At 62.3% G+C, this 21,336-nt stretch carries 17 protein-coding genes; 2 read left to right on the top strand and 15 right to left on the bottom strand.

Annotated elements, in window-relative coordinates; genetic code table 11:
• Positions 1–34: 34 nt before the first annotated feature.
• The 8 genes from Q7T64_RS13875 to Q7T64_RS13840 all read right to left on the bottom strand — a co-directional run bounded on the left by Q7T64_RS13875 (position 35) and on the right by Q7T64_RS13840 (position 10,934).
• Entirely contained in the window at positions 35–1,690 is a 1,656-nt protein-coding gene (locus Q7T64_RS13875) for a right-handed parallel beta-helix repeat-containing protein (protein WP_304796874.1), read from the bottom strand.
• Complete coding sequence (locus Q7T64_RS13870) at positions 1,680–2,531, bottom strand: glycosyltransferase family 2 protein (protein WP_304796871.1); 852 nt, start codon at positions 2,529–2,531, stop codon at positions 1,680–1,682. The genes Q7T64_RS13875 and Q7T64_RS13870 overlap by 11 nt, the downstream gene beginning before the upstream one ends.
• Positions 2,528–3,796: an O-antigen ligase family protein gene (locus tag Q7T64_RS13865; RefSeq protein ID WP_304796868.1), complete on the bottom strand. Its 1,269-nt coding sequence runs from the start codon at positions 3,794–3,796 to the stop codon at positions 2,528–2,530. Before Q7T64_RS13865 ends, Q7T64_RS13870 begins: the two co-directional genes overlap by 4 nt.
• Entirely contained in the window at positions 3,796–5,073 is a 1,278-nt protein-coding gene (locus Q7T64_RS13860) for a polysaccharide biosynthesis C-terminal domain-containing protein (protein ID WP_304796865.1), read from the bottom strand. Before Q7T64_RS13860 ends, Q7T64_RS13865 begins: the two co-directional genes overlap by 1 nt.
• A 67-nt stretch (positions 5,074–5,140) precedes the next feature.
• Complete coding sequence (gene epsG, locus Q7T64_RS13855) at positions 5,141–6,013, bottom strand: chain length determinant protein tyrosine kinase EpsG (RefSeq protein ID WP_304796862.1); 873 nt, start codon at positions 6,011–6,013, stop codon at positions 5,141–5,143.
• Between the two features lie 97 nt (positions 6,014–6,110).
• Entirely contained in the window at positions 6,111–7,511 is a 1,401-nt protein-coding gene (gene epsF / locus Q7T64_RS13850; RefSeq protein ID WP_304796859.1) for a chain length determinant protein EpsF, read from the bottom strand.
• 517 nt (positions 7,512–8,028) lie between these two features.
• Positions 8,029–8,448, bottom strand: coding sequence for a Cu(I)-responsive transcriptional regulator (cueR, locus tag Q7T64_RS13845; protein ID WP_304796856.1), 420 nt, complete (start codon positions 8,446–8,448; stop codon positions 8,029–8,031).
• 14 nt (positions 8,449–8,462) lie between these two features.
• A complete protein-coding gene (locus Q7T64_RS13840) occupies positions 8,463–10,934 on the bottom strand; it encodes a heavy metal translocating P-type ATPase (protein WP_304796853.1) in 2,472 nt (823 codons plus the stop codon).
• A 158-nt stretch (positions 10,935–11,092) separates the two neighbouring features.
• Between Q7T64_RS13840 and Q7T64_RS13835 the strand changes: the two genes are divergently transcribed.
• On the top strand, positions 11,093–11,302 hold the full coding sequence (locus Q7T64_RS13835; RefSeq protein WP_304796850.1) for a heavy-metal-associated domain-containing protein: 210 nt from the start codon (positions 11,093–11,095) through the stop codon (positions 11,300–11,302).
• A 143-nt stretch (positions 11,303–11,445) separates the two neighbouring features.
• Here Q7T64_RS13835 and Q7T64_RS13830 read toward each other — a convergent pair whose 3' ends face one another.
• From Q7T64_RS13830 to Q7T64_RS13815, 4 genes are all read right to left on the bottom strand, one after another.
• A complete protein-coding gene (locus Q7T64_RS13830; protein WP_304796847.1) occupies positions 11,446–12,693 on the bottom strand; it encodes an EAL domain-containing protein in 1,248 nt (415 codons plus the stop codon).
• A gap of 88 nt (positions 12,694–12,781) precedes the next feature.
• Positions 12,782–13,477 carry an ABC transporter ATP-binding protein gene (locus Q7T64_RS13825; RefSeq protein WP_304796844.1) on the bottom strand — a complete coding sequence of 232 codons (696 nt, stop codon included), beginning with the start codon at positions 13,475–13,477 and terminating at the stop codon, positions 12,782–12,784.
• Positions 13,470–14,699: an ABC transporter permease gene (locus Q7T64_RS13820; RefSeq protein ID WP_304796841.1), complete on the bottom strand. Its 1,230-nt coding sequence runs from the start codon at positions 14,697–14,699 to the stop codon at positions 13,470–13,472. The genes Q7T64_RS13825 and Q7T64_RS13820 overlap by 8 nt, the downstream gene beginning before the upstream one ends.
• Complete coding sequence (locus tag Q7T64_RS13815) at positions 14,696–15,943, bottom strand: efflux RND transporter periplasmic adaptor subunit (RefSeq protein ID WP_304796837.1); 1,248 nt, start codon at positions 15,941–15,943, stop codon at positions 14,696–14,698. The genes Q7T64_RS13820 and Q7T64_RS13815 overlap by 4 nt, the downstream gene beginning before the upstream one ends.
• A gap of 337 nt (positions 15,944–16,280) precedes the next feature.
• On the opposite strand from Q7T64_RS13815, the gene Q7T64_RS13810 reads away from it, so the two are divergent.
• Complete coding sequence (locus Q7T64_RS13810; RefSeq protein ID WP_304796834.1) at positions 16,281–16,823, top strand: RNA 2'-phosphotransferase; 543 nt, start codon at positions 16,281–16,283, stop codon at positions 16,821–16,823.
• 2 nt (positions 16,824–16,825) lie between these two features.
• On the opposite strand, the gene Q7T64_RS13805 is transcribed toward Q7T64_RS13810, so the two are convergent.
• The 3 genes from Q7T64_RS13805 to Q7T64_RS13795 all read right to left on the bottom strand — a co-directional run.
• Complete coding sequence (locus tag Q7T64_RS13805; protein ID WP_304796831.1) at positions 16,826–17,218, bottom strand: SMI1/KNR4 family protein; 393 nt, start codon at positions 17,216–17,218, stop codon at positions 16,826–16,828.
• A 507-nt stretch (positions 17,219–17,725) separates the two neighbouring features.
• Positions 17,726–18,157, bottom strand: a complete 432-nt coding sequence (locus Q7T64_RS13800; protein WP_304796828.1) for a hypothetical protein — start codon at positions 18,155–18,157, stop codon at positions 17,726–17,728.
• On the bottom strand, positions 18,158–21,336 hold a 3,179-nt coding region (locus Q7T64_RS13795; protein WP_304796825.1), incomplete at its 5' end, for a LysM peptidoglycan-binding domain-containing protein. It lies immediately after the preceding gene.

Below are 21,336 nucleotides of genomic sequence, written 5' to 3'. Positions count from 1 at the left end.
GTCGCTCTGCGTTGTTTTGCTTGATTCGGGTTCGCTATCTTGGCAGCGACCGGGATGTCCGCGCCTGGCCAGCCAGCGCCGGCGCCGCGGCGCCGGCCAGTCGCTCGATGCGGGAAAAATCGATTTCCAGGGAACGCTGCGCGAGCGCATTGCGCATCGTCGCCTCCATACGCTTGCTGATCACGCGCGATCCAATGTCCTGTCCTTCGCGGGCGCGCCATGCCGAAATCGGCTGCGGGCGGTTCCAGGTCTTTGGCCAGCCCATCGCAAACAGGGGCCCGGGTTCTGCATCGTCCTGCAAGTAGACATTGTCGTCCGACACGTTACGGTAGCGGGCGCCGGGCAGTATCAGCGCCGGCCCCTTGTTCCAGGCCAGCACATTGCCGCTGATGCGATTGCGCCAGGGCCGCAAATCCAGCAAGCCTTGAGGGTCGGTGCGCTGCTCATCGATCGCCACGATTCCCTCAAGACCGTTGGCGACGATGAGATTGCGCGTGACGACCGAGTCGCGGCTGTGCGACAGGTAGACGCCACGCTGGCCGTTGCCGAATATCCGGTTCTGCGTGATGACGCCGCGCGCGCTGGCTTCATAGTGCACGCCGAACCCGGTGTTGTAGGCCACCCGGTTGCGCTCGACCTGGTTGTCGTCATTGCCCCAGTCGAACCAGATGCCGTCGCCATTGTTATAGGCCACCTCGTTTGCCGCAACGCGCGATTGCCGCAAGCCGCCATTGCCGATGAATTTCATGCCGCCGGCTTCCCACCACTTGTTGAAGCCGCGCACATTGTTATGGCTGACCCGGTTGTCGGCGATCAGGTTTTGCGCGCCACGCGCCTTGATGCCCAGGTAACCCGCCCGCATCACCGTGCACTGCCGGATCACGTTGCCATCGCCCTCAAGCTCGATGCCAACGCCATCGGCATCCAGCACAGCGAGCATTTCCAGCGTGTTGCCGTGGCCTTTGATCGTGACTGCGCCCTGGCGGCTCATGGTGCTGGTATTGGCATAGCGAAAGCGCAGGTTGCGCACCACCAGGCCGGATACATTTTCTGCACGCAGCAGCCAGGTGCGGGTTGCGACCTCGATTTCCGGCAGCGCCGTCGTCGCCGGCAGGCGCAAGTACAGCGAACGCGTTGCGCTGTCATACCAGAAGCCGCCCGGCGTGAGCGCGGCCAGCCCGCCAGGGGTGCGGCCTGGCCAGATTCCACCCTCTCCGCGATGCAAGCCCGCCAGGGGGTGATCGCCACGCTGCGGATAGCCGTCGAAAACAGTGCCGCCGGCCTGCACCAGCAGCTTTCCATGCACCACCACTTGTTGCGGCTCGCTGTTCCAGCCGTGCTTTACCAGGACGCCGCCGCCCAGACGTTCCCACCCGCCCACCAGGTCGGTGCCGCGCAGCTCCACCAGGCCCTCACCGGCGATCGTGGTGGGCGTGGACGCCGACCAGGCGCGCTGCGGCAGCACCAGGCTGTCGCGGTAAATGCCGGCGGCGATCAGCAAGGTGTCCCCGGGCTGCAGATGCCGGGCCGCATGGGACAGCGTGCGCCAGGGCCGCTGCGCGCCGCCGTCGCCATCGTCGCTGGCCAGTGGGTGATCCGGCCGCACATGGCGGATCGCTGCCGTGCTGGTCGCCGCCAGCAGCAGGCACAGCATCAGCAGCGCCGCTGCGCTCAATCGCTTAGCGTTCATCCGTGGCATGCGCCTTCAACCAGGGTAGTAATTCGTTTGGCGCGCGCGCGGTGTAGCCGCCCGCTGCCGCTTTTTGTACCACCCGCGTCGCCCGCGCGGCCACGCGCAGGGCTGACCCGAGCAAGGGGCGCCCGACGCACGCCCGTGCCAGCTGGCTGCCGCGCAACATCACGCTGGTGCCCTCCTGATGTCCGCGCTGCCGCATGTGCGGTGCGGTGGTCTTTTGTTCGAGGTAGTAGCGCATGCAGGACAGGTAGGCCGGCATGTGCGCAATGCGCGAATGACGCGAGAATTTTTCCCACAAGTCGTTATCCATCGCGATGTCGAAGCCGGGCGTCAGTCCGCCGACCTGCTCATACAGGCTGCGACGCCAGAATGTTGATGGTTGCGGCACGTAGTTGTAGCCATGCAGGAACACAAAGCGGTTGAATGGCATTTCCCGCTTTGGCTTGATCAGGGCGCCGCTTGCATCGATCCACAGCGCGTCGCCAAATACGACATCCACCTCCGGATGGTCGCGGAAATAGGCGCCGATGCGGTGCAGCGCCTGCGGCAACAGCAAGTCGTCCGAACATAGCCAGCCGCAGATCTCGCCATGGGCGCGGGCGAAGCCCTTGGTCAGGGCGTCGGTCTGCCCGCGGTCGGGTTCCGATACCCACCACGCCAATTCGCCGGCGTGGCGCTCGATGATGGCCTTGCTGCCGTCATCCGATCCGCCATCGACCACGATGTACTCCAGTGCCGGATACTGTTGCGCCAGCACCGAGCGCATGGTGGCATCCAGGAAGCGCGCCTGCTGGTAGGAACAGGTCACGATGGAAATCGTCGGGTGGGTGCTCATGGAGTCCCCTGTTGGTCGGCCTGGCTGCGCATGCAAGCCGCAATCGCTCCCAGCAGGCCCAGGCTGCCCCATAGCAATAATGATTTCGCCGGTTGCAGGATGATCGGATTGAACGCATAGACCAGCACCCCGGCGATGCTCATGCAGGCCAGCCAGTGCGCATAGGGCGCAAGCGGATGCTGGCGATGGCGCGGATGCAATGCGTGCAGCCAGGCCAGGCGCGCCAGCCGCAGCAGCATCCACAGCCACAACATTACGCCGAGCAAGCCGCCATGGGCGAAGATGTCGAGCACATCGCTATGGGTAGGCAGCACATTGTCGGACACGCCGGTATCGAATACGGTGAATTTTTCCGCTGCCGGCGCCGCAAAACCGGTGCCCCACAATGGCGATGCGAGGAAGCGCGCCCAGGCCCGCTCGTAAGTGAACAGGCGGAACTGCGGATTGCCGCTAGGCAGGTACTCGGCCCGGTTGGCGAGCAGGAATATCACCAGGCCGGCCAGTGCAGCCGCAGCGATCAGCGTCCATTGCGCCTTGCTGAGTTTTTTCAGGGTGTCGCCCTGTGACCAGCGCGGCCAGGCCTCGAATGCAAGCAGGTAGGCAATGACCAGGAGGCCAACCAGGTAGCCGGTGTTCTTCTTGTAGGCCAGCGCCATCAGGATGAAAAAGGCCATCCCGGCCCAGCGCTTCCAACCGCGCGGCACGGCAAATCCGATCAGCACGGCCAGTGGCGGAAACAGGAACTCCAGCTCGTGGTAGACCTGGCGCACGTTGTAATTGACCACCAGGCCGGCGAAAACTACCACCGCCATCGCGCCCACCAGCCAGGCAAACGTATTGAGCAAGGACACGGGCTTGCCGGACCGGATCAGCAGCGCCGCAGCGGCAGGCGCGGCCAGCATATAGACGCCGGCCACCAGGAAGCTGTTTTGTATACCTGACGCAAAGCGTGCAAAGACGCCGCCGCCAATAATGAATCCGGCCAGCAGCAAGAGCGGCAGTAGTGCCTGGCGCATGGAGGGACGCTGCTCCTGCCAGTGGAATACTTTTGCGCCCACCAGCGACAGCAGCAGGAAGGGCAGCAGCAGCAACATGGGCAGATGCTTGATGGCGAGCCGGCGCTCCAGGTCTGCTTCCAGCGGATCGACCGCGATCCACAGCGCCAGCGCCAGCGCCAGCAGGAAGCCATAGTCCGTCATTACCAGCGCCGAGCCGCGATGCGGCAGGGCGGGGTGCGCAGCAGTCAGGCCCGGGTCGGCTGCCATCAGCGTCCTCCGCCGGCAAATGTCGCCACTGCCTGCACCGGCGTCGGCGCGTGCGCCGCATGGGGCAGCTTGCGCCAGGTCGCTCGCACCAGCACGGCCTGGATCATGGTCGCCACCAGCATGCCCAGCGTGGCAGCCCACGCCGCGCCGGCCGCGCCGTTGGTCTTGATCAGCCACAAGCCGACGGTGGCGTTGGACAGCGTCGCGCCGATATTGGCAATGAAGCTCGCCCGTGCGTCCTGCATCGCATGCGAGTAAGCGCCCAGGGTGATGGCAAACAATGAAAAGAAGCGGCCAATCGCCAGGATCACCAGCACGCCGGCGGCCTCGTTGTACAAGCCCTTGTAGACCAGGTCCAGCAGCGGTTCGGCAACCAGGATCATTACCAGCAGGAACACCGAGCCTGCCACCAGGCACTGCAACATCGACTTGGTCAAGTGCTTGCGCAAGGCGTCGCGTCCTTGCTGGCGCAACAGCAGCGCGGCGCGCACCGGCAGGAAGTCGCCGATGGTCTGGGTCAGTACGTTGATGACATTGAGCAGGTTGCGGCAGGCGACAAAGGCCGCGACGGTCGCCGCGCCCAGCGGCGCCAGCAGGAACGGGAACAGCTGGGTTGCGCCCCATACGGCGAGCACGGTCAGCACCAGCCATTTGGACATGGCCCAGTGCGCTGCCAGCATGTTGCCGGTATGGGTCTGCGCTCGCGCCAGCAAGCCGCCGGCGATGACGTCGACCACGAAGGCCAAGAGCGATGTCGCCGCCATGATCAGGAAGGCGCTGGGACCGTCCAGCCGCCAGAACAGGCCGGCGGCGAGCAACAGCAGCAGCTGTCCGCCATAGCTGATTGCATCGCTGCATAGCGCCCGCGCCATTTTTTGCCGGGTGTACCAGAAGCGGCGCGCAGTCTCTTGCAGGAAAAAGCAGCTGATATAGGCGCAGCAAGCCAGCAGCAGCGGCGGATCAGGAAAAAACCAGAATGACACCGCACCCAGCAGCGCCATCGACAGCGGAATTGCCAGCAAATGCGCGCCCAGCACCTGGCGCAGGCGGGTCGCTGACTGTGCAGCGGGCTCGCCCGCGCCCAGCACGTTCATCGGTTGGGTGAACACCGCTCGGTGCAGGTTGGCCAGGAAAATGGTCGCCAGCATGGCCAGGCTGAACAGGCCGAATTCCGGCGCCCCCAGGAAGCGCCCGAGGATGACCAGCGTCAGGAATCCGCTGCCCGAGACGATGCACTGGTCGAGCAAGGCAAGTGTGCGCGGATTGATGTTGAACATGCTGGTATCGGGGAGTGGTTTTATCAGTGGGGCAAGCGGACCGTGCGAGCTGCTTGTTCCCGTGGCGTCAATGGTCGATCAGCACCGAGCCGACCACTTCGATGCCGCAGCGCGCCAGTTGGCGGGCCGCGGTCTGCACCTGCTCCATGCGCGCGTGATCACGGCGAATCAGCAGCAGCACGCCGCCCACGCGCGCGGCCACATGCAAGGCGTCGGCGCCGGTGGACAATGCCGGCACGTCGATCAGCGTCACGTCGTGACGTGAGGACAGCGACTGCTCGACTTCGCCAAAGCGCTGGTGGCTGATCAATTCCTGCGGATTGGGCGGCATGGTGCCGGCGCTGAGCACGGACAGGTCGGCGCAACCCTCGGGCTGCGACACGGCCTCCACGTCGGCGCGCCGTACCAGCATGTCCGACAGGCCCAGGCTGTCGTGCAGGTTGAAGATCCGGTGCTGGCGCGGGTTGCGCAAGTTGGCGTCGATCAGCAGCGTACGCTTGCCGGTCTGCGCAAACACCAGGGCCAGGTTGGCAGTGAAGAAGCTGGCGCCGTCACCCGGGTTGATGCTGGCCACGGCCAGCGAGCGGCGCCCGGGTGCGAACCAGCGCAGCAGGAGCTCGCTGCGCACGCTGCGCAGCACTTCGACCTGCGCGCTGAACGGCTGGTACGCCGCCACCAGTTCGATCGGATAGTCGCCTTCGCCGGGCTCAAGGTAGGCATAGTCGAACTGCTGCGCCAGCGCTTGCCGGACATCAGCCTCGGTCAACAGTCCCAGCACTTGCGCCGCTTCGCCGAACCGCATGTTGCGCTGCTGTTGCAGGACAGTGATCCGATCGACGTCTTCCGGCTGCAATTTGCCCAGTTTGACCAGCACGCTGCCCAGCGGTGCGCCTGCCGGCGGCGACGCTTGCCTGGCGATCGAGATCATGGCGGGATTCATTGGCAATTCTCCGGATTATTGTTGGTACTTGCTGCGGCATTTTGTGTACTGCTTCTTGATTCCTGCTGGTCGATCCTGTGGTCCGCTCTGGCAGGGCTCAAGTAGCAGGCCGCGGCAGCATCCAGCGCGGGCCGCCGATCCGGGGTCGCGACGGCGCACCCCAGTGCACGGTTCCCAGCACCGGCGCGCCCAGCACATCCATCAGGTCCTGGCTGGAGCGAATGCGGCGATCGCGCAGCTCGGCCAGCAAGGCCAGCCCCAGGCCGAGCAGCAGGCCGGCCAGCAGCGCCACCGCCAGGTTAAGCAGCAAGATCGGGCTGGATGGCTTCAATGCCGGCGTGGCGGTGTTCAGGATCGTCACTTCGGTCTGGCCGGATTGTCCTTCGACGGATGCCTGCGCCTGCTTTTGCAGCAGCAGGTCGAAGGCTTTCTGGTGACTTTCGGCTTCCTTGGCCATGACCAGCAATTCATTGCGTGATCGGTTCAGTACCAGCACGCGGTCTTTTTGCGCGTTGACCTGCGCTTCCAGTTCGCGCTGGCGTTGCTGCAAGGCCAGCGCATTGCGGCTCAAACCGGTGGAGGCGCTGCGCGAATTGGCGCTCAGCGCCGCGCGCAAGCGATCAACTTCGGCCCTGGCTTCCAGGTAGCGTGGATGGCTGTCGGTAAATCGTTCCGCCACTTGCGCGAACTTGCCTTCGGCGCTGGCCAGCGCCACGCGCAGGTTCTGGATCATCGGGTTGGCCAGTACGTCGCTGGATTCAGCGCCACCAGCGCCACGGGCCTGCAGCTGGCGTGAATTTGCTTCCAGCAACTGGGCTTGCACCGTCACCAGTTGCGTGGTCAGCTCTTTCAGGCGATGGCTTTCGACATCGAGATTCTCATCGACATTGGTGATTCCCTTTTGCTGCTGGAAGCCGGACATGCGGCGTTGCACCGCCTCCAGGTTGGCGCGCTGCAGCTTGATCTGTTCGTTGAAGTAGCCGGTGGCGCGCTGCGCCGGCTGCAGCCGCAGTTCCATATTCATTTGCTGGTACATGCGGGTGAATCCGTTGGCAATCTCGGCTGCCCAGCGCGGATCGGGATCGGCAAAGGACAGGTCGATCACATTGCTTTCGCGGGTCGGCTTGACCGTCAGTTTTTTCAGCAGGTGGCTGGCAGTCCAGTCAGCCGGATCGCCTGCGCCATCGGTGGCTGCCTGAAATTTTTTCTGGAACAGTTCACGTTGCGCCAGCTTCAGGTCGTGCACCACCTTCAGCGCCAGTCCTCGGCTTTGCAGTATCCCGACCTGGGTCGCCAGGTAGCTGGGCACCAACTGGCCGGGCAGAGCTTGCCCGGTGACCGGGTCGACGCCGGGATTGAGCACCACCGTCGCGGTCGAACGGTAGGTCTTGGGCATGATCAGGCTTACAGCCAGCGCCACCAGGATGAACAGGCCCAGCGTGGCCATGATCAGTTTGCGGCGGGCAGCGATAATCAGCAGCAATTGGGAAAACGACATGACACCCTCGCGAATGGGGGAGTTGATAAATTGCCATTTGGTTTAGGTGAAGGGTAGCGACCAAGCGGAAGTCGGCCATTGATCTGCCTCAGCGAACGCTGAAGGCGTCTTGGTGTAATGAATCACCGCCTGGCGCATTGCCGGTGTGACCGGCCCGCAGTGGTGCGGATGCACTGTTTAAGCACTTCAAACGAACTATTAATCGATCAACGCCCCAATCAGGGGTGATTGGCTGTTCGTGCAAGTCGATAAGCGAACATTTAACTTGCAAGTATCGATGACGTCGAGAATGTCAAAAAAAGTTCCCGGACGGGCCAGTTCTTGGCACGGATGGTGGTCGATGAAAATCCATTGGCCAGGCGCATGATCGGCGGGTGCTGGCGCAAGGGCGCTGCCGCGCTGGCAGCGCCCTTGCAGCTGCAAAGACGCTGAATGCACTTGCAGCGAAGTTCATCGCGCATCGTCAGGTGTGCGTCGTCGTTACGGCAGGCCAACACCCACGCGCACTGGTGTTCGCTCAGGCCGCCTGGCGTCGATCCTCGGCCGATTCCTGCCCAGCGAGTACATCGATGATCGGACAGTCGGGCCGTCCATCGCCGTGGCAGGCTTGCGCCAGTTGCTGCAACTGATCGCGGATAGCCTGCATCCGCGCGATGTCCTGGTCGATTTCCGTGATGTACTGATGCGCCAGCGTCTTGACCTCTGCGCTCTGCCGCGATTTGTCTTCCCACAGGCTGAGCAGGGACCGGATTCGGTCGATCGAAAACCCGAGCTCGCGCGAGCGCTTGATGAAGCACAGTATTTGCACATCACGCTCGTTGAAATTCCGATAGCCGGACCCGAGGCGGTGCGTGGCGCCAATGAGTCCGATGCTTTCGTAATAGCGGATGATTTTCGGATTCAATCCCGCTGCTTTTGCAGCTTGCCCAATATTCATTTGCAACCTCCCTATTATTGGCCTTCCTGATGAGTATCTGGTTTCCACCGCCGCAGCAGCAGGGCATTGGATACAACGCTGACGCTTGACAGCGCCATGGCGGCACCGGCGATCATCGGATTGAGGAATCCGAAAGCGGCCAGCGGAATGCCAACGATGTTGTAGATGAACGCCCAGCCGAGGTTCTGCCGGATCTTGCGATAGGTCTTGTTCGAAATGTCGATGGCATCGGCAACCAGCGCCGGATCGCCCCGCATCAGCGTGATGCCTGCGGTGTGCATCGCCACATCGGTACCGGTGGACATGGCGATGCCGACATCGGCGGCGGCAAGCGCCGGCGCATCGTTGATGCCATCGCCGATCATGGCTACGCGCCGGCCTTCGGCCTTCAGCGCGTTGACCACACTGGCCTTTTCTGCGGGCAGTATCTCCGCCTTGATATTGGTAATGCCGACCAGCTCGGCGACTGCGGCGGCACTGCCGCGGTTGTCGCCGGTGAGCATGATGCTTTCGATGCCCATTGCGCGCAGCCGCAGCACGGCGCCGCGGGCGGAAGGCTTGATGGTGTCGCCAAACGCCAGCAGGCCGGCCACGATGGGCTGCTGCGCATTGCCATGCGCCATCCACGACACGGTGCGGCCAGCGCGTTCATGTTGCCCGGCGAGCTCGGCAAACAGCTTGGTTGCTGCACCGATTTCATCCATCAGGCGGCGATTGCCCAGCCACAGCGTGCTGCCTGCCATCGTCGCCTGCACGCCGCGGCCTGGCAGCGCGAGCGCATCGGTGGTGGCGGGCACTTGCAGGCCACGCTTGTGCGCCTCGTCCACCACGGCGCGCGCCAGTGGATGATTGCTGCTTTTCTGGACTGCTGCTGCCATGCGCAGCAAATCAGCTTCAGTCGTCGCGTCGGCGGCGTCGATCGCCAGCAGCGCTGGTTTGCCTTCGGTCAGGGTGCCGGTCTTGTCGAACGCGACAGCGGTGATGCGGTGCGCTGTTTCCAGCGCTTCGGCGTCCTTGATCAGGATGCCATACCGCGCCGCCACGCCGGTGCCGACCATGATCGAGGTGGGCGTGGCCAGCCCCAAGGCGCAGGGGCAGGCAATGACTTGTACCGCCACTGCATTGAGCAATGCTTGCTGCCAGTCGCCGGTGACCAGGCCCCAGGCCAGCAGCGTAATTGCCGATAGCAAAAGCACCACCGGAACGAAGACTGCGCTCACCTTGTCGACCAGCCGCTGGATCGGCGCCTTGACTGCCTGCGCGTCTTCCACCAGCCGGATGATCTGCGACAGCATGGTCTGGCTGCCGATCGCGGTGGTGGCGATCAGCAGCACGCCGTCGGCATTGACTGCGCCGCCGGTCACTTGCGCACCGACCGTCTTGGCAACCGGCAGGCTTTCGCCGGTCAGCAGGGATTCATCCAGCGTGCTGCTGCCTTCGACGATGCTCCCGTCGACCGGCACGCGCTCGCCGGGCCGCACCAGCACCAGGTCGCCAAGCTGGACACTATCGATGTGCACCTCGCTGTCGACGCCATCACGCCGCACCGTGGCCGTGGTGGTCTTGAGCGACTCCAGCGCGCGGATGGCGGCAACGGTCTGGAACTTGGCGCGCGCCTCCAGCCATTTGCCCAGCAGCACCAGCGTGATGATGACTGCCGCAGATTCAAAGTACAGATGCCCATGTCCGCCGTGCGCGAACATCAGGTACACCGATAGTCCATAAGCGGCGCTGGTTCCCATCGCCACCAGCAAGTCCATATTGCCTGCACCGGCGCGCAATGCGGCCCAGCCGGCCCGGTAAAATCGCGCGCCAAGCCAGAATTGCACCGGCGTCGCCAGCAGCAACTGTACAGTTCCAGGCAACATCCAGTCCTGGCCGATCAGCAAGCCCAGCATCGGGGCAGCCAGCGGCAAGGTCAGCAAAGCCGCCACCGCGACCGGCCACCATGAAGGCAATCCCTTGGCCGGCGCTGCAGCGGCGCCAGCGGACCCGCCGGCGGGTGCCGGCGCTACCTTGTACCCGGCCTTGCTGATTGCCTGTACCAGCGCCGCCTGCGGGGTGCCGCTGATGGTGCGCACCTGTGCTTTTTCAGTGGCCAGGTTGACGCTGGCATCGAGCACGCCGGGCACTGCCTTCAATGCTTTTTCGACCCGGCCCACGCAGGACGCGCAGGTCATGCCCTCGATCGCCAGCGTGGTGGTGGCCGTGGCAAGGTGGTAGCCGGCCTTCTCGATGGCGGTATTGAGCATGCCGGGTGTGACCGTGGCTTCGGCCCGCACCGCCGCCTTCTCGGTGGCCAGGTTGACCGTTGCAGCGAGCACGCCGGGTACGGCCGACAGCGCCCGCTCCACCCGCTGCACGCAGGACGCGCAGGTCATGCCCAGGATGGGCAGGGTAAATACGGCCAGGTTGTCGTCGTCGGCGGCGACGCTGTTGCCAGCGCCCGCAATAGCCGCTGCTGCTTGTTTCGTGACTGCATCCATCAGTGATCTCCTTGCTGTTGGCATCCATGCTGTTGAACCAGCATAGACCTTCCATGGGCTGGAAGGTCAAGCAAGAAGAGCAACGAGATCAAGCAATTGACTTTCCCGTCGCCGGAAGGTCTACAGTAGGGGGATTCAAACGCAAAAGGAGTAACAGCATGACGACAGAACAACTGACCTATCGGGTCAAGGACATGACTTGCGGGCACTGCGTGGCGGCGATTACGCAGGCGGTGCAACAGGCCGACCCGGCGGCCACGGTCAACATCGACTTGCCGCAGCACCTGGTCAAGGTCGCTACGGGCACTGACGCCAATGTCATCCGCAAGGCGATACGCGAAGCGGGGTACACGCCGGAAATGGCGTAAGACGTGGCCCAACGCGCCCGTGGGACGCGTTGCGGCGACGGCATGACATGCCGGTTGTTGCAAGCATCTGTTCACATGAACCCGAAACAATGGAGATTGGCTTCGAGGTTAAGCGGTCGACCTCTGAAAAATTTTGATTCAGATCAAGTTTGACCGGGTCGTGAAAATGCCCGCTTTACCGGTAGCGACAAGACGCCGGCCAAGGGCAGGGCCGCACTGAGGAAATTGCCTTGCGCGCGCACCACGCCGAGCGATTGCAGGGTCGCCAGCTCCTCCCTTGTCTCGACCCCTTCGGCGATCAGCTTGCTGCCGATTTCCTGGGCGAAGCGGGAGAATGCGGCACCCAGCGCGCGCCGCGACGCGTCACTGTCGATATTCTTGGTGATGCTGATGTCGAGCTTGATGCGCTCCGGCGCCAGGTTCAGGATGTGCCTGAAGCTGGCATAGCCAGCGCCGGCATCGTCGATGGCCACTTGCAGGCCGCGCTCCCGCAATGGCTTGAGTCTTTGCGCCAGCTCATGATAGGCAACGATCGCAGAATGCTCGGTGATTTCCAGGGTCACGCGATGCAGCGGCATTCCCTCCAGCACAGTGGCCAGCGTGCCATCGAGCACATACTCGGGCGACATGTTCACCGACAGGTAAATGTCTTGCGGGAGCTGGTCGAGGCAGCGCAGCGCTGCTTGCGCCGCCATTTTCTCCAGGTCGCCGCCGAGGCCGACCACGCTGGCTTCATGGAACCAGACATCGGGCGAACGTTGCGGCAGGGCCGAAAAGCGCGACAAGGCCTCCACGCCGGCCATGCGCTGCTCGCGCAGGTTGAAGATCGGCTGGTACACGATGCTCAGTTCATTGGCATGCGCCAGCACCGAGTGGATCCGTTTCAGGGCATCGCGCGACAGCCGGATCTTGCGCTGCTCGCGTTCGATCATGCGCGCCGCCAGTTCGGCAAATACCTGCATCATTTCCAGGTCGCGCTCATTCAGGGTATCGTCTTCGGAATAGCTGAACGCGCACAAGGTGCCGTAAATCGATCCGTCGGATAAGCGTAACGGTACCGCCAGATGCGCAGCGATGTGCAATTCGTCAGAAATTGGCAGGCTGGCGGCTTCCGGATTTTTGCGGGCATCGTGCATGATCGGCGGCAAGCGGCCATCAACAACCCGCTGGCAATACGACGCTCCCAGCGGATCGCTGGCGCCTTCCCTGACCTTTGATGAGCCATCGGCGGCATCAACCGAGCGATAGACCCGGCGTCCTTCCTTGAACTCGGAAACGAAGGCCACATCCATGCGCAGGTGCTGGCGGATGGCGCTGAGTATTTCAGGCAGGGCGCTGCCCTCTGCATCTTCATGCGGCGCCGACAAGATCAGTTCCGAGATGTTGGCCAAAAGATCGCAACCTTATAAAACCATATGTCCTTATTGCGCCATTTTTCTTTTGCATCAGGGAATTGGAGACACGCCGGGGCCGGAAGTTTCAATCCCTGCCCTCTTGCACCACCCGGCCGTCGACCAGCTCAATGATGCGGTCGCAGCGCTGCGCCAGCGCCAGGCTATGCGTCACCAGTAAAAATGCGCCGCCACTCTCGCGGCAAACATCGCGCATCAGTTCGAACACGCTGTCGGCCGATTTGCTGTCGAGGTTGCCGGTAGGCTCATCGGCCAGGATCAACGGCGGCTGCTGTGCCAATGCGCGCGCCACTGCAACCCGCTGCTGCTGCCCCCCGGACAGACGGTCGGCCTTGTTATTGGCCCACGGCTCCAGCCCGACCTTGCGCAGTAGCTCCAGCGCCCGCGCCTGCATCGCGGCACTGGCGCGGCCGCGATCGAGCAACATCGGCATCATCACGTTTTCCAGGGCGGTAAATGCCGTGATCAGATGATGGTACTGGAATACGAATCCAATGCTGTGCCCGCGCAAACGGGTGATCTCGCCGTCGTCCATCGACGACGTATCGCGCCCTTGCACGTACAATTTTCCGCTGGTCGGACGGTCCAGCAAACCGATGATATTGAGCAAGGTGCTCTTGCCGGAACCGGACGGTCCCATCAGCGCCACGAAGTCGCCGCTGTCGAGTTGCAGGTCGACGCCATGCAGCACCTCGGTCTCTGCCGGCGTGCCGATGGCATACGACTTGCGAATGTCGGTAAGTTGCAGGATCGTTTCAGCCACGGATCGCCTCCACCGGCTCCATGCGCGCCGCGCGCAATGCCGGCGTGACCGCTGCCAGCAGTCCCACCAGCGTGGCCAGCACCGACGCCACCACATACAACTGCAGCGGGATCACGATCGCAAACATTTGCGTGCCATCCGGATTGCGGGCAACCAATTGCCAACCGGCCAGCAACAAGGACGCAATCGCACTGCCGGCCAATGAGCCCATCAAGCCCACCAGCGCACCCTGGATCAGGAACACCCGCATCAACTGGCCGCGGCTGCCGCCCATCGCCCGCAAAATGCCGATCTCGCGCGAGCGCTGCACCACCGACACCACCAGCACGCTGGCAATACCGGCCGCAACCGACAAGCCGACGAACAGCCGGATCATATTGCTGCTGAAGCGCTGCGAGCGCAGCGCCAGGAAAAACTGGCTGTTGCTCTCTATCCAGCTGGTTGATTCCAGTCCGGTCTGGTTGCCGATTGCGCGCGCGATCGTTTCAGCCTGGAACGGCTCGCGCACGGTCAGGTCGATGCTGGTCGCCCCGCCAGGCAAGCCGGTCAGGTTTTGCGCAGTCGACAGCAACACGAACACATTGCGCTGGTTGGCGGCGCGCGCGCCCAGGTCGAACACGCCGACGATGTTGAGGGTGCGGTCGCTGCCGGTGGGAGAGACCACGCGCAGCTTGTCGCCCAGTTGCAGGCCGAAGTTCTTGGCCAGCTCGGTGCCAATCAGGATGTCGGCATTCGTCATGCGCCAGGTGCCGGCGACGATTTTTTCGGGCAAGGGAACGATGCGGATGTATTGCTCGGGATCGATCCCGGTCAGTACCACCGACTGGCTGGCGTCGCCGCGAATGACGAACGCCGAGCCGTTGAGCGTGGGCGAGACTGCGCTGATGTCGCTGCGCAATTGCATTTCATCGCGCACCTTTTGCCATTGGTCGATCGAGACCAGGCGCTGCGGCGGCGTCTGCTGGCGGATGGTGAATGCGTCGCCCGGCGCCGCCTCGCGCAAGGGACGTGACACCTGGCGCGGCCGCTCCAGCACGATATGCGGCTGCGACGACAGCACGCGGGCAAACAGGTTTGACTGCAAGCCGTCCAGCAATGCCGACATGAACACGATCACCGCCACACCAATGGCAGCGCCCAGCACGATGAATACCGATTGCAGCCGACCCTCGCGCAAGAAGCGCAGCGCGGCAATCCACTCGAAAGGCAGCAGCCGGTTCACTTGCTCGCCCGGTCGCGCGATACCGGCTGCGCCCGCAACCGCTTGCCCACGGCGACATCTTCGGTTGCCGGCAGCACCAGGTCGCCCTCGCGCAGGCCATCGAGCACCTCTATCTGCCCGGTGCCGCGCAGGCCCAGGCGCAAGTGGGCCCGCGTGGCGCGGCCGTCCTGCACTTTCATGACCCAGGGCGTGGCCGAGTTGGCGTCGCGCACGGCATCTGCCGGCACTGCCAGCACCATGCCGCGGCGCGCAATTTCAGTATCTACCGACACGGTCATGTCCTGCCGCAAGTACGCAGGCGGCGCGCCGACATCGAGCCGGACTTCGACCGACCCGCGTTGCGCGTCAATGCCCGGGTTTATATAGACGATCCGGGCCGGGAAGCGCTCGTTCGGAAAGGCATCGGCCGAGGCCAGCGCCTGCTGACCGATGCGCAACTGTGCCAGGTTTCGCTCATCGATTTGCAGCACCAGTTGTGTCGGTCCGGCAGGTGACAGCACCATCAGGATCTTGCCCGGCTGGACCACATCGCCCCGTTCGACATTGCGGCTGATCAGTACGCCGTCATGCGGCGCGGCGATGCGGGTCAGCGCCAGGCGTGCCTGGGCTGCGCTCATCGTTGCGTTGGCTTGCTCCAGCGCCGCCCGCGCCAGTTGCCGGTCGGCGCCGCCGCTGTCGTTGCTCTGCACTTGCAGGCGGGTAGACTGGAGCTGGCTTTCGGCGATGTCCAGGCTGCGGCGCGCATCATCCAGCGCGGCCTGGCCGACGAAGTTTTTCTCCCGCAGCTGGCGGGTGCGTTCATATTGACGGCGCGTATTCTGCAGGTTGATGTCGGCCTGGTTCAGGCTTTGCCTGGCCGTCGGCAGGGCGAGCTTGTCGAGTTGCGCCAGCCGCGCCTGGGCCTGGGACACGCCGGCGCGCGCCTGTTCGAGCGCAGCCCGCTGCTCACTGTTTTCCAGCCCGATCAGCAATTGCCCTTTGCTGACTGCCTGGCCCTGCGCCACCGGCACATCGGCAACGGTGGCGGTGAGCTGGCTGCCGACATCGACCCGCAAGGGTGTTTCAACCCGGCCGCTGGCGACCACGGTCTGGACCAGATTGACTTTGCCGACCGTCCAGGCGGTGATTGTCGGCCCTTGCAAGGTGCGCCATCCTGCGATGGCGAGCGCGATCAGGACCGCCAGGATGAACAGCAGCGTCCATGTCCGGCGACGAATGGATTCGAGGATGCTTGACGCGGACATGATGGGGGCCAGGTAGGGGCGAGGTTGGGGAGGGTGCGGCGATAATAGATAGCTTGATGGCAACTAGCCTTGATGTGGATCAAACTTGGCCGGTTGCCGGACCAATGGGCTGAATCGCCCCGGGTTTTGAGGAGGCTCCAACCTTTGAGAGAATGGAGCCATGAACAAGTCAAACTAGTTTTCCCCGGAAATGCGCGAACGGGCGGTGTGCCGAACGCTGGTCATCTCGGATCAATTCGCTGTTTAGCTGCCACCTGCGCAGCTAAAAAATAGGTTGTACCCCATGCCCGACGCGATTAGCCAGGGTTGGGGATGGCGTTCTTTTTTAAAGCAAGACATGAGCAAACACCTCTCTGAAGCCAGCAAGTTTTTAAGCTACGTGCTCCGGCATCAACCGGATGCGATTGGCATTACGCTGGACGTTGAGGGCTGGACGGAGATTTCGGTATTGATCGCTGCCGCTGCCAATTGCGCCAAACAGCTTGACCACGAGTTGATTCTGGCTGTGGTGACGACCAGCGACAAGAAACGCTTTGCCATTTCCGAAGATGGGTTGCGCATTCGTGCCGTGCAAGGGCACTCGACTGCGAGCGTGGATATCAACTATGTCGCGAAGGTGCCATCTGAATTTCTTTACCACGGCACCGCCACACGATTCATGGAATCCATCGGCAAGGAAGGACTGCTGCCAGGCTCGCGCCAGTATGTGCATCTGTCGCAAGATGAACATACCGCGCGCGCTGTTGGACAGCGATACGGCAAACCGGTCGTGCTAAAAATTAAAGCCCTGCTCATGCATGAACAAGGCTTTAAGTTTTTTCAGGCAGAGAACGGCGTTTGGCTAACAAGCGCCGTGCCCGTTCTGTTCCTCAAAGAGTAAAACTATTCGCTCTTGTCCTCGTTACCTTCGGATTTAAATTCGGCCGCCTCGATCTCGGCTTTTCGCAACCATTCTGTGAAATTGTTTGCTTCACCTCTATGCTCCCAACCAGGGGAGCAGAACGCATGAATGTGCAATACCTTGGGGTCGCTCGAAGTATCAGAGCCATCGAAGCAAGCCACATCATCAGAACCGCCATGCTTTGCGAATGGCACAAGCAGACGCGAAGGAAACTGCTCGTGCAGTGTATTTGCCCAGTAAATCTCAGAATCCTTGTAAGGGGCAAGCCACCACCAAGGGTCGATATCCGGCAACCCCTTTGCCATCAAATCCAGATAAGCCTGCGGAAACTTGAAGTCACTCGGCAAGGCGTAACTTTGTTTTTTTATGTGCATTATTTTGGCATCCCGGTCACGCGCGGTAATGAGTCCACTCCGTAAGGATATTTCACCCCGAATCCACCAGTCTGGTTATTGATGCGAGTCATGATGGCATCGCCCCATGTTTTCGGAACTTGGCTACCTTTGGTAAACCGCACAATTTCATCTATCGTAAGCGGCGAGTCAAAGGGGCGGACGTTAGCTCGCACATCAATGCCCGCTTCTTGTGCCGTACGAATGCGAGTGTTATCAATCCTGGTTAAGCGATTATCTGGCATGCTAACCACATCGACAGAATCGCCTTTCCAGCTTTTTTTCGCTTGCTCGTAACCAGATCATCGTATGTGAAAGCCTGACCGGTAGCGCGATCTACTTTTTCGAACGAAACAGAGTTCTGCGAGAACCGAATCTCATAAGCAGAAAGGTTCGCTGCACTATCTGCATAGGTCCCCCTCACTGCAGCCAATTCCGCCGCAGTTGGCTAACAAGCGCCGTGCCCGTTCTGTTCGTCGCAGAATAAAACTATTCGCTCTTGTCCTCGGCACGCTCTGCTTTGTAGCGTGCCGATTCTTCTCCGGCGACTCTCAACCATTCGGTGAAATTGACTAAGGAATATCTATCAGCCCAATTAACACGCTTGGGATTTGAATAGTCATGGAAGTAAACCTTTGGGTCGCCACCTTTATCGTCTCCATCGAAGCAGGCCAACACCACATATCCGTCATTATATAAACCACTTTTGTCAGCAATAATTGCAAACGGCACTAGCGGTTTGTCAGGATATTGTTCAAGCATCGCACCGTAGTAATTCAGTGACTTTGGCATAGTCAGAAATAAAAATTTCCAAGGCTCCAAATCAGGAATGTCAGACCCTTGCGCCAAATGTAAATAACTTTGCGGAAAGCTAAAGCCAGATGGAAGAATCGGGGAATCATAAAAAAATAATTTACTCATTTATGGTTGTCCTTTGATGCGGGGAGATTGAAGCGAACCGTATGGATTTGCATTACTAAAACTCTTCGATTGGTTATTGATGCGAGCGGTAAGGGCTTCGCCCCAAGTGCTGTAACTACCCCAATCGCGAGCAATTTTGATTTCAGGTGTCAGTGCCTCGCCATAGCCTCGCAATGTGCCCTGGACGCCAATGCCGGCCTCTCTGGCTGCGGTAATACGAGTATTGTCCATACTGGTCAATATGCCATCAGGCATGCGGACTAGATCAACAGGATCCCCCTTCCAGCCATTCGTTCGCATGCTAGAAACGAGGTCATCATACGTATACAACTGTCCTGTTACGCGGTCGATCTTGTTGAACGAAACAGAGTTCTGCGAGAACCGAATCTCATAAGCAGAAAGGTTCGTTGCACTATCTGCATAGGTCCCCCTCACTGCAGCCAATTCCGCCGCAGTCATCGTTGCGCCATAGCGCGCAGTAGACCCCAAGCCGAAGCTAAAGACTGTCACGCCTGCTTCACCAAACGCCTGCGCCCCTTGCAGTAGTGACGTACCGTAATTGCCGGCGTTCCAGCTCGCTTGCGCCTCGTTCATGCTGCGCGCGCCGGTGATGCTCATGCCAAAGTTTTTCAAGGAATCGGCTGCGGCACCCGTGTAACGACCCACAGTTTCGGCGGCGGTCGCCGGCGCATCCATCACGCTGCGCTGCATGCCCCTAGGATCGCGCCAGCCACGCAGGAATTCGTCTCCCGCGCTAGCCAGCGGAACATCGACCGGCACAGTGCCGCGCGCATTGTCCCATTCGTTATTGGGATCCCAATCGCGCACCACGCGCATGGTTTCTGGCGTGCTCTCGATGCGCGGCAGAGTGACCCGCTGCCGGTCATCGAGCAACGCATAGTTCGACTTCTGGAGCGCATAGTCGCTTTCGGAAGCGAAGCGCGGCCCCCATGCAGATGCCTGTTCCGGCGTGAGCCGCAAGCCGCTCCCCAAGCTCATTTTGGCCTCTGCACGTGCATCGGCATTCATCGCCTCAATCTCAGAGCGCCTGAAGTTTTCCAGCGCCGTCATGCTGTGCTGCGCGGGGTTTTGGTTTCCCTGCGCCATTTGTTCGCTAAGGCTACTCCCCAACGCATTACCAAACGCATCCGTCGCCACATTCGCAAACTCAAGCCGCCCGCCCATCGCCAGGGACCTTGCCACGCTGCCCAGCATCCCGGACGTCGTACGGGACGCGACATCGGCCACGCCCTCGCCGGCCGCGCTGAACGCACGGCCCACCGAGCGCCCCATCGCGTTGCCTGCGCCGGCGACCATACCAGCGCTGATCGCGGCTGCCGCTACCGCCAGCCACGAGAACTGCTCCTGCAAGCCGGTCACGATCGCCATGCCCTGCGTGGCTGCCGTGGTGGCGGCTGCCATCGCCATCATGCCGGTCGTGCCGTTGCCCACTGCGGAGCTCACGGCCGGGCCGACCGATGCGCCGACGCCGCCGCCAACGGCGCCCATCGCCACCGCACTCCAGGAGAATTGGCGCTGCCGGCCCATCGCCATTGACAGGCCCTGGCCAACGATGCTGCCCACTGCGCCGCCGATTGCGCCGGCCAGGACCAGCGCGCCCATGCTGGCGCCGGCAATGCCGCCACCGACTGTCATCGCCAGCCCGGTGGCCCAGCTGCCGGCCGCGCCGATCGCCGTGCCGGCAGCAGCGCCGGCTGCAGCGCCGAGTGTTGCCGTGGGCGCCAGCACGTTCAACGCCGCGCCAACGGTGTACACCGTAGCGACAATCACGACGACGGCCGTCAGGATCTGCCCCAGTCCGCCGCAGCCACCGCCGCCGCTGGCTTGCGGTGGTGGCGGCGGTGGCGGGGGTTCCGCCAGCGTGGGGGTGGTGTCGCCGATGATGCTGCCCGGCGCGTAGGTCTTGAAGGTGCTGCTGTCGTTGTGCAGGTTGGTGATGCGGTTGGGAATGACCAGCTTCTTGCCGGCGACCAGTTCGGCGTCGCTGCGCAGGCCGTTGGCGTCGGCAATCAGGTACCACAGGCGTGCGTCGCCAAAGACCGCTTGCGATATCGAGCGCAGCGTGTCGCCGCTGTTGACGACCCAACTGCCGGGCGTGGTGGCCGGATACTGCGCCGACACCGGCGTGTAGTTGAAGTCGAAGTCGGCACTGGAGGCGCCGGTAGCGCCGGTGGAGCCGGCGGGCTTGCCATCGACGTAAAAGTAATACTGCACGGCGCCGTTCTCGGTCTTCTTCAGGATGTGGCCGGCCTGGTCGGTGATGAAGCTGCGGGTTTTGCTGCCGGCAAACTGGTCGCTGACGGAGATGATGTTGCCGTTGACGTCGTAGCTGGTGGTGGTGGCGCCCGGGCTGAAGTAGGTGCTGGTGCCGGCAACCACGCTTTCGCGGTAGCCGGTGCCGGCCTTGATGTAGCTGACGGTGTAGGTGTTTGTGTACTGGTAGCGCGCGGTGGTCTGGTATTTCTTCAGGTTGCCGGCCCGGTCGTATTCGGTATAGCTGGTGCCGCCTTGCATCACGTTGGCGCTATCGTAGTTGGTTTGCCCGGTGAGCTGGCCGATGACGTTGTAGGTGCTGACCACGCGGCGGGCATTGGCGCTGCCGGCGCCGCTGGTTTGCTCGACCACCCGGCCTGCGCCGTCGTAGGCGCGGCTGGCGTCGAGCTTGCCGTTGCGCCAGGTCGTGGTGAGCCGGTGGTTGTCGTCGTAGTTGTAGGTTTCCACGACGGTCGCGCCCGCCACGATCGAGGTGGCGCTGCGGCGGTTGCCGGCGGCGTCGTACGACAGTGCGACGCCTTGCGTGGCGCTGGTCTGGATCTTGCCGTTGGCCAGTACGCCCTGCGACAGCGTGACGCGGTCCATGCTGTCGTATTGGTACCAGTTTTCGATACGCTGCCGGACGCCGGCAACGTCGTAATAACTGGCGCGGTTGAAGCGGCGGTTGCCGTTGGCGTCGTAGCCGTAGGTCAGTGTGTAGCGGTTGTCCTGGACGGTGATGATGCGACCGGCATTGTCGAACGTGATCCGGTTGTCCTGGTGCATCACATTGGCCTTGGTGAAGCGCTCGCGGGTGCGGGTGCCGGCGGTGTCGATCTCGTAGTAGGTTTCGGCCTTCTGCGACTTGTCGGTGATGCGCTTGAGCGCGCCGTTGGCGTAGTACT

The organism is Lacisediminimonas sp., assembly GCF_030645335.1.
Taxonomy (GTDB): Bacteria; Pseudomonadota; Gammaproteobacteria; order Burkholderiales; family Burkholderiaceae_D; genus Lacisediminimonas.
This window is presented reverse-complemented; position numbering and strand designations above follow the sequence as displayed.

Bases quoted from the DNA above. Each gene is read 5' to 3' on its own strand.
- Q7T64_RS13870 (WP_304796871.1), bottom strand. From the start codon at position 2,531: ATGAGCACCCACCCGACGATTTCCATCGTGACCTGTTCCTACCAGCAG.
- epsG (WP_304796862.1), bottom strand. From the start codon at position 6,013: ATGAATCCCGCCATGATCTCGATCGCCAGGCAAGCGTCGCCGCCGGCA.
- Q7T64_RS13805 (WP_304796831.1), bottom strand. From the start codon at position 17,218: ATGCACATAAAAAAACAAAGTTACGCCTTGCCGAGTGACTTCAAGTTT.
- Q7T64_RS13815 (WP_304796837.1), bottom strand. From the start codon at position 15,943: ATGTCCGCGTCAAGCATCCTCGAATCCATTCGTCGCCGGACATGGACG.
- epsF (WP_304796859.1), bottom strand. From the start codon at position 7,511: ATGTCGTTTTCCCAATTGCTGCTGATTATCGCTGCCCGCCGCAAACTG.
- Q7T64_RS13810 (WP_304796834.1), top strand. From the start codon at position 16,281: ATGAGCAAACACCTCTCTGAAGCCAGCAAGTTTTTAAGCTACGTGCTC.
- Q7T64_RS13800 (WP_304796828.1), bottom strand. From the start codon at position 18,157: ATGAGTAAATTATTTTTTTATGATTCCCCGATTCTTCCATCTGGCTTT.
- Q7T64_RS13860 (WP_304796865.1), bottom strand. From the start codon at position 5,073: ATGTTCAACATCAATCCGCGCACACTTGCCTTGCTCGACCAGTGCATC.
- Q7T64_RS13875 (WP_304796874.1), bottom strand. From the start codon at position 1,690: ATGAACGCTAAGCGATTGAGCGCAGCGGCGCTGCTGATGCTGTGCCTG.
- Q7T64_RS13835 (WP_304796850.1), top strand. From the start codon at position 11,093: ATGACGACAGAACAACTGACCTATCGGGTCAAGGACATGACTTGCGGG.
- Q7T64_RS13865 (WP_304796868.1), bottom strand. From the start codon at position 3,796: ATGGCAGCCGACCCGGGCCTGACTGCTGCGCACCCCGCCCTGCCGCAT.
- Q7T64_RS13840 (WP_304796853.1), bottom strand. From the start codon at position 10,934: ATGGATGCAGTCACGAAACAAGCAGCAGCGGCTATTGCGGGCGCTGGC.
- cueR (WP_304796856.1), bottom strand. From the start codon at position 8,448: ATGAATATTGGGCAAGCTGCAAAAGCAGCGGGATTGAATCCGAAAATC.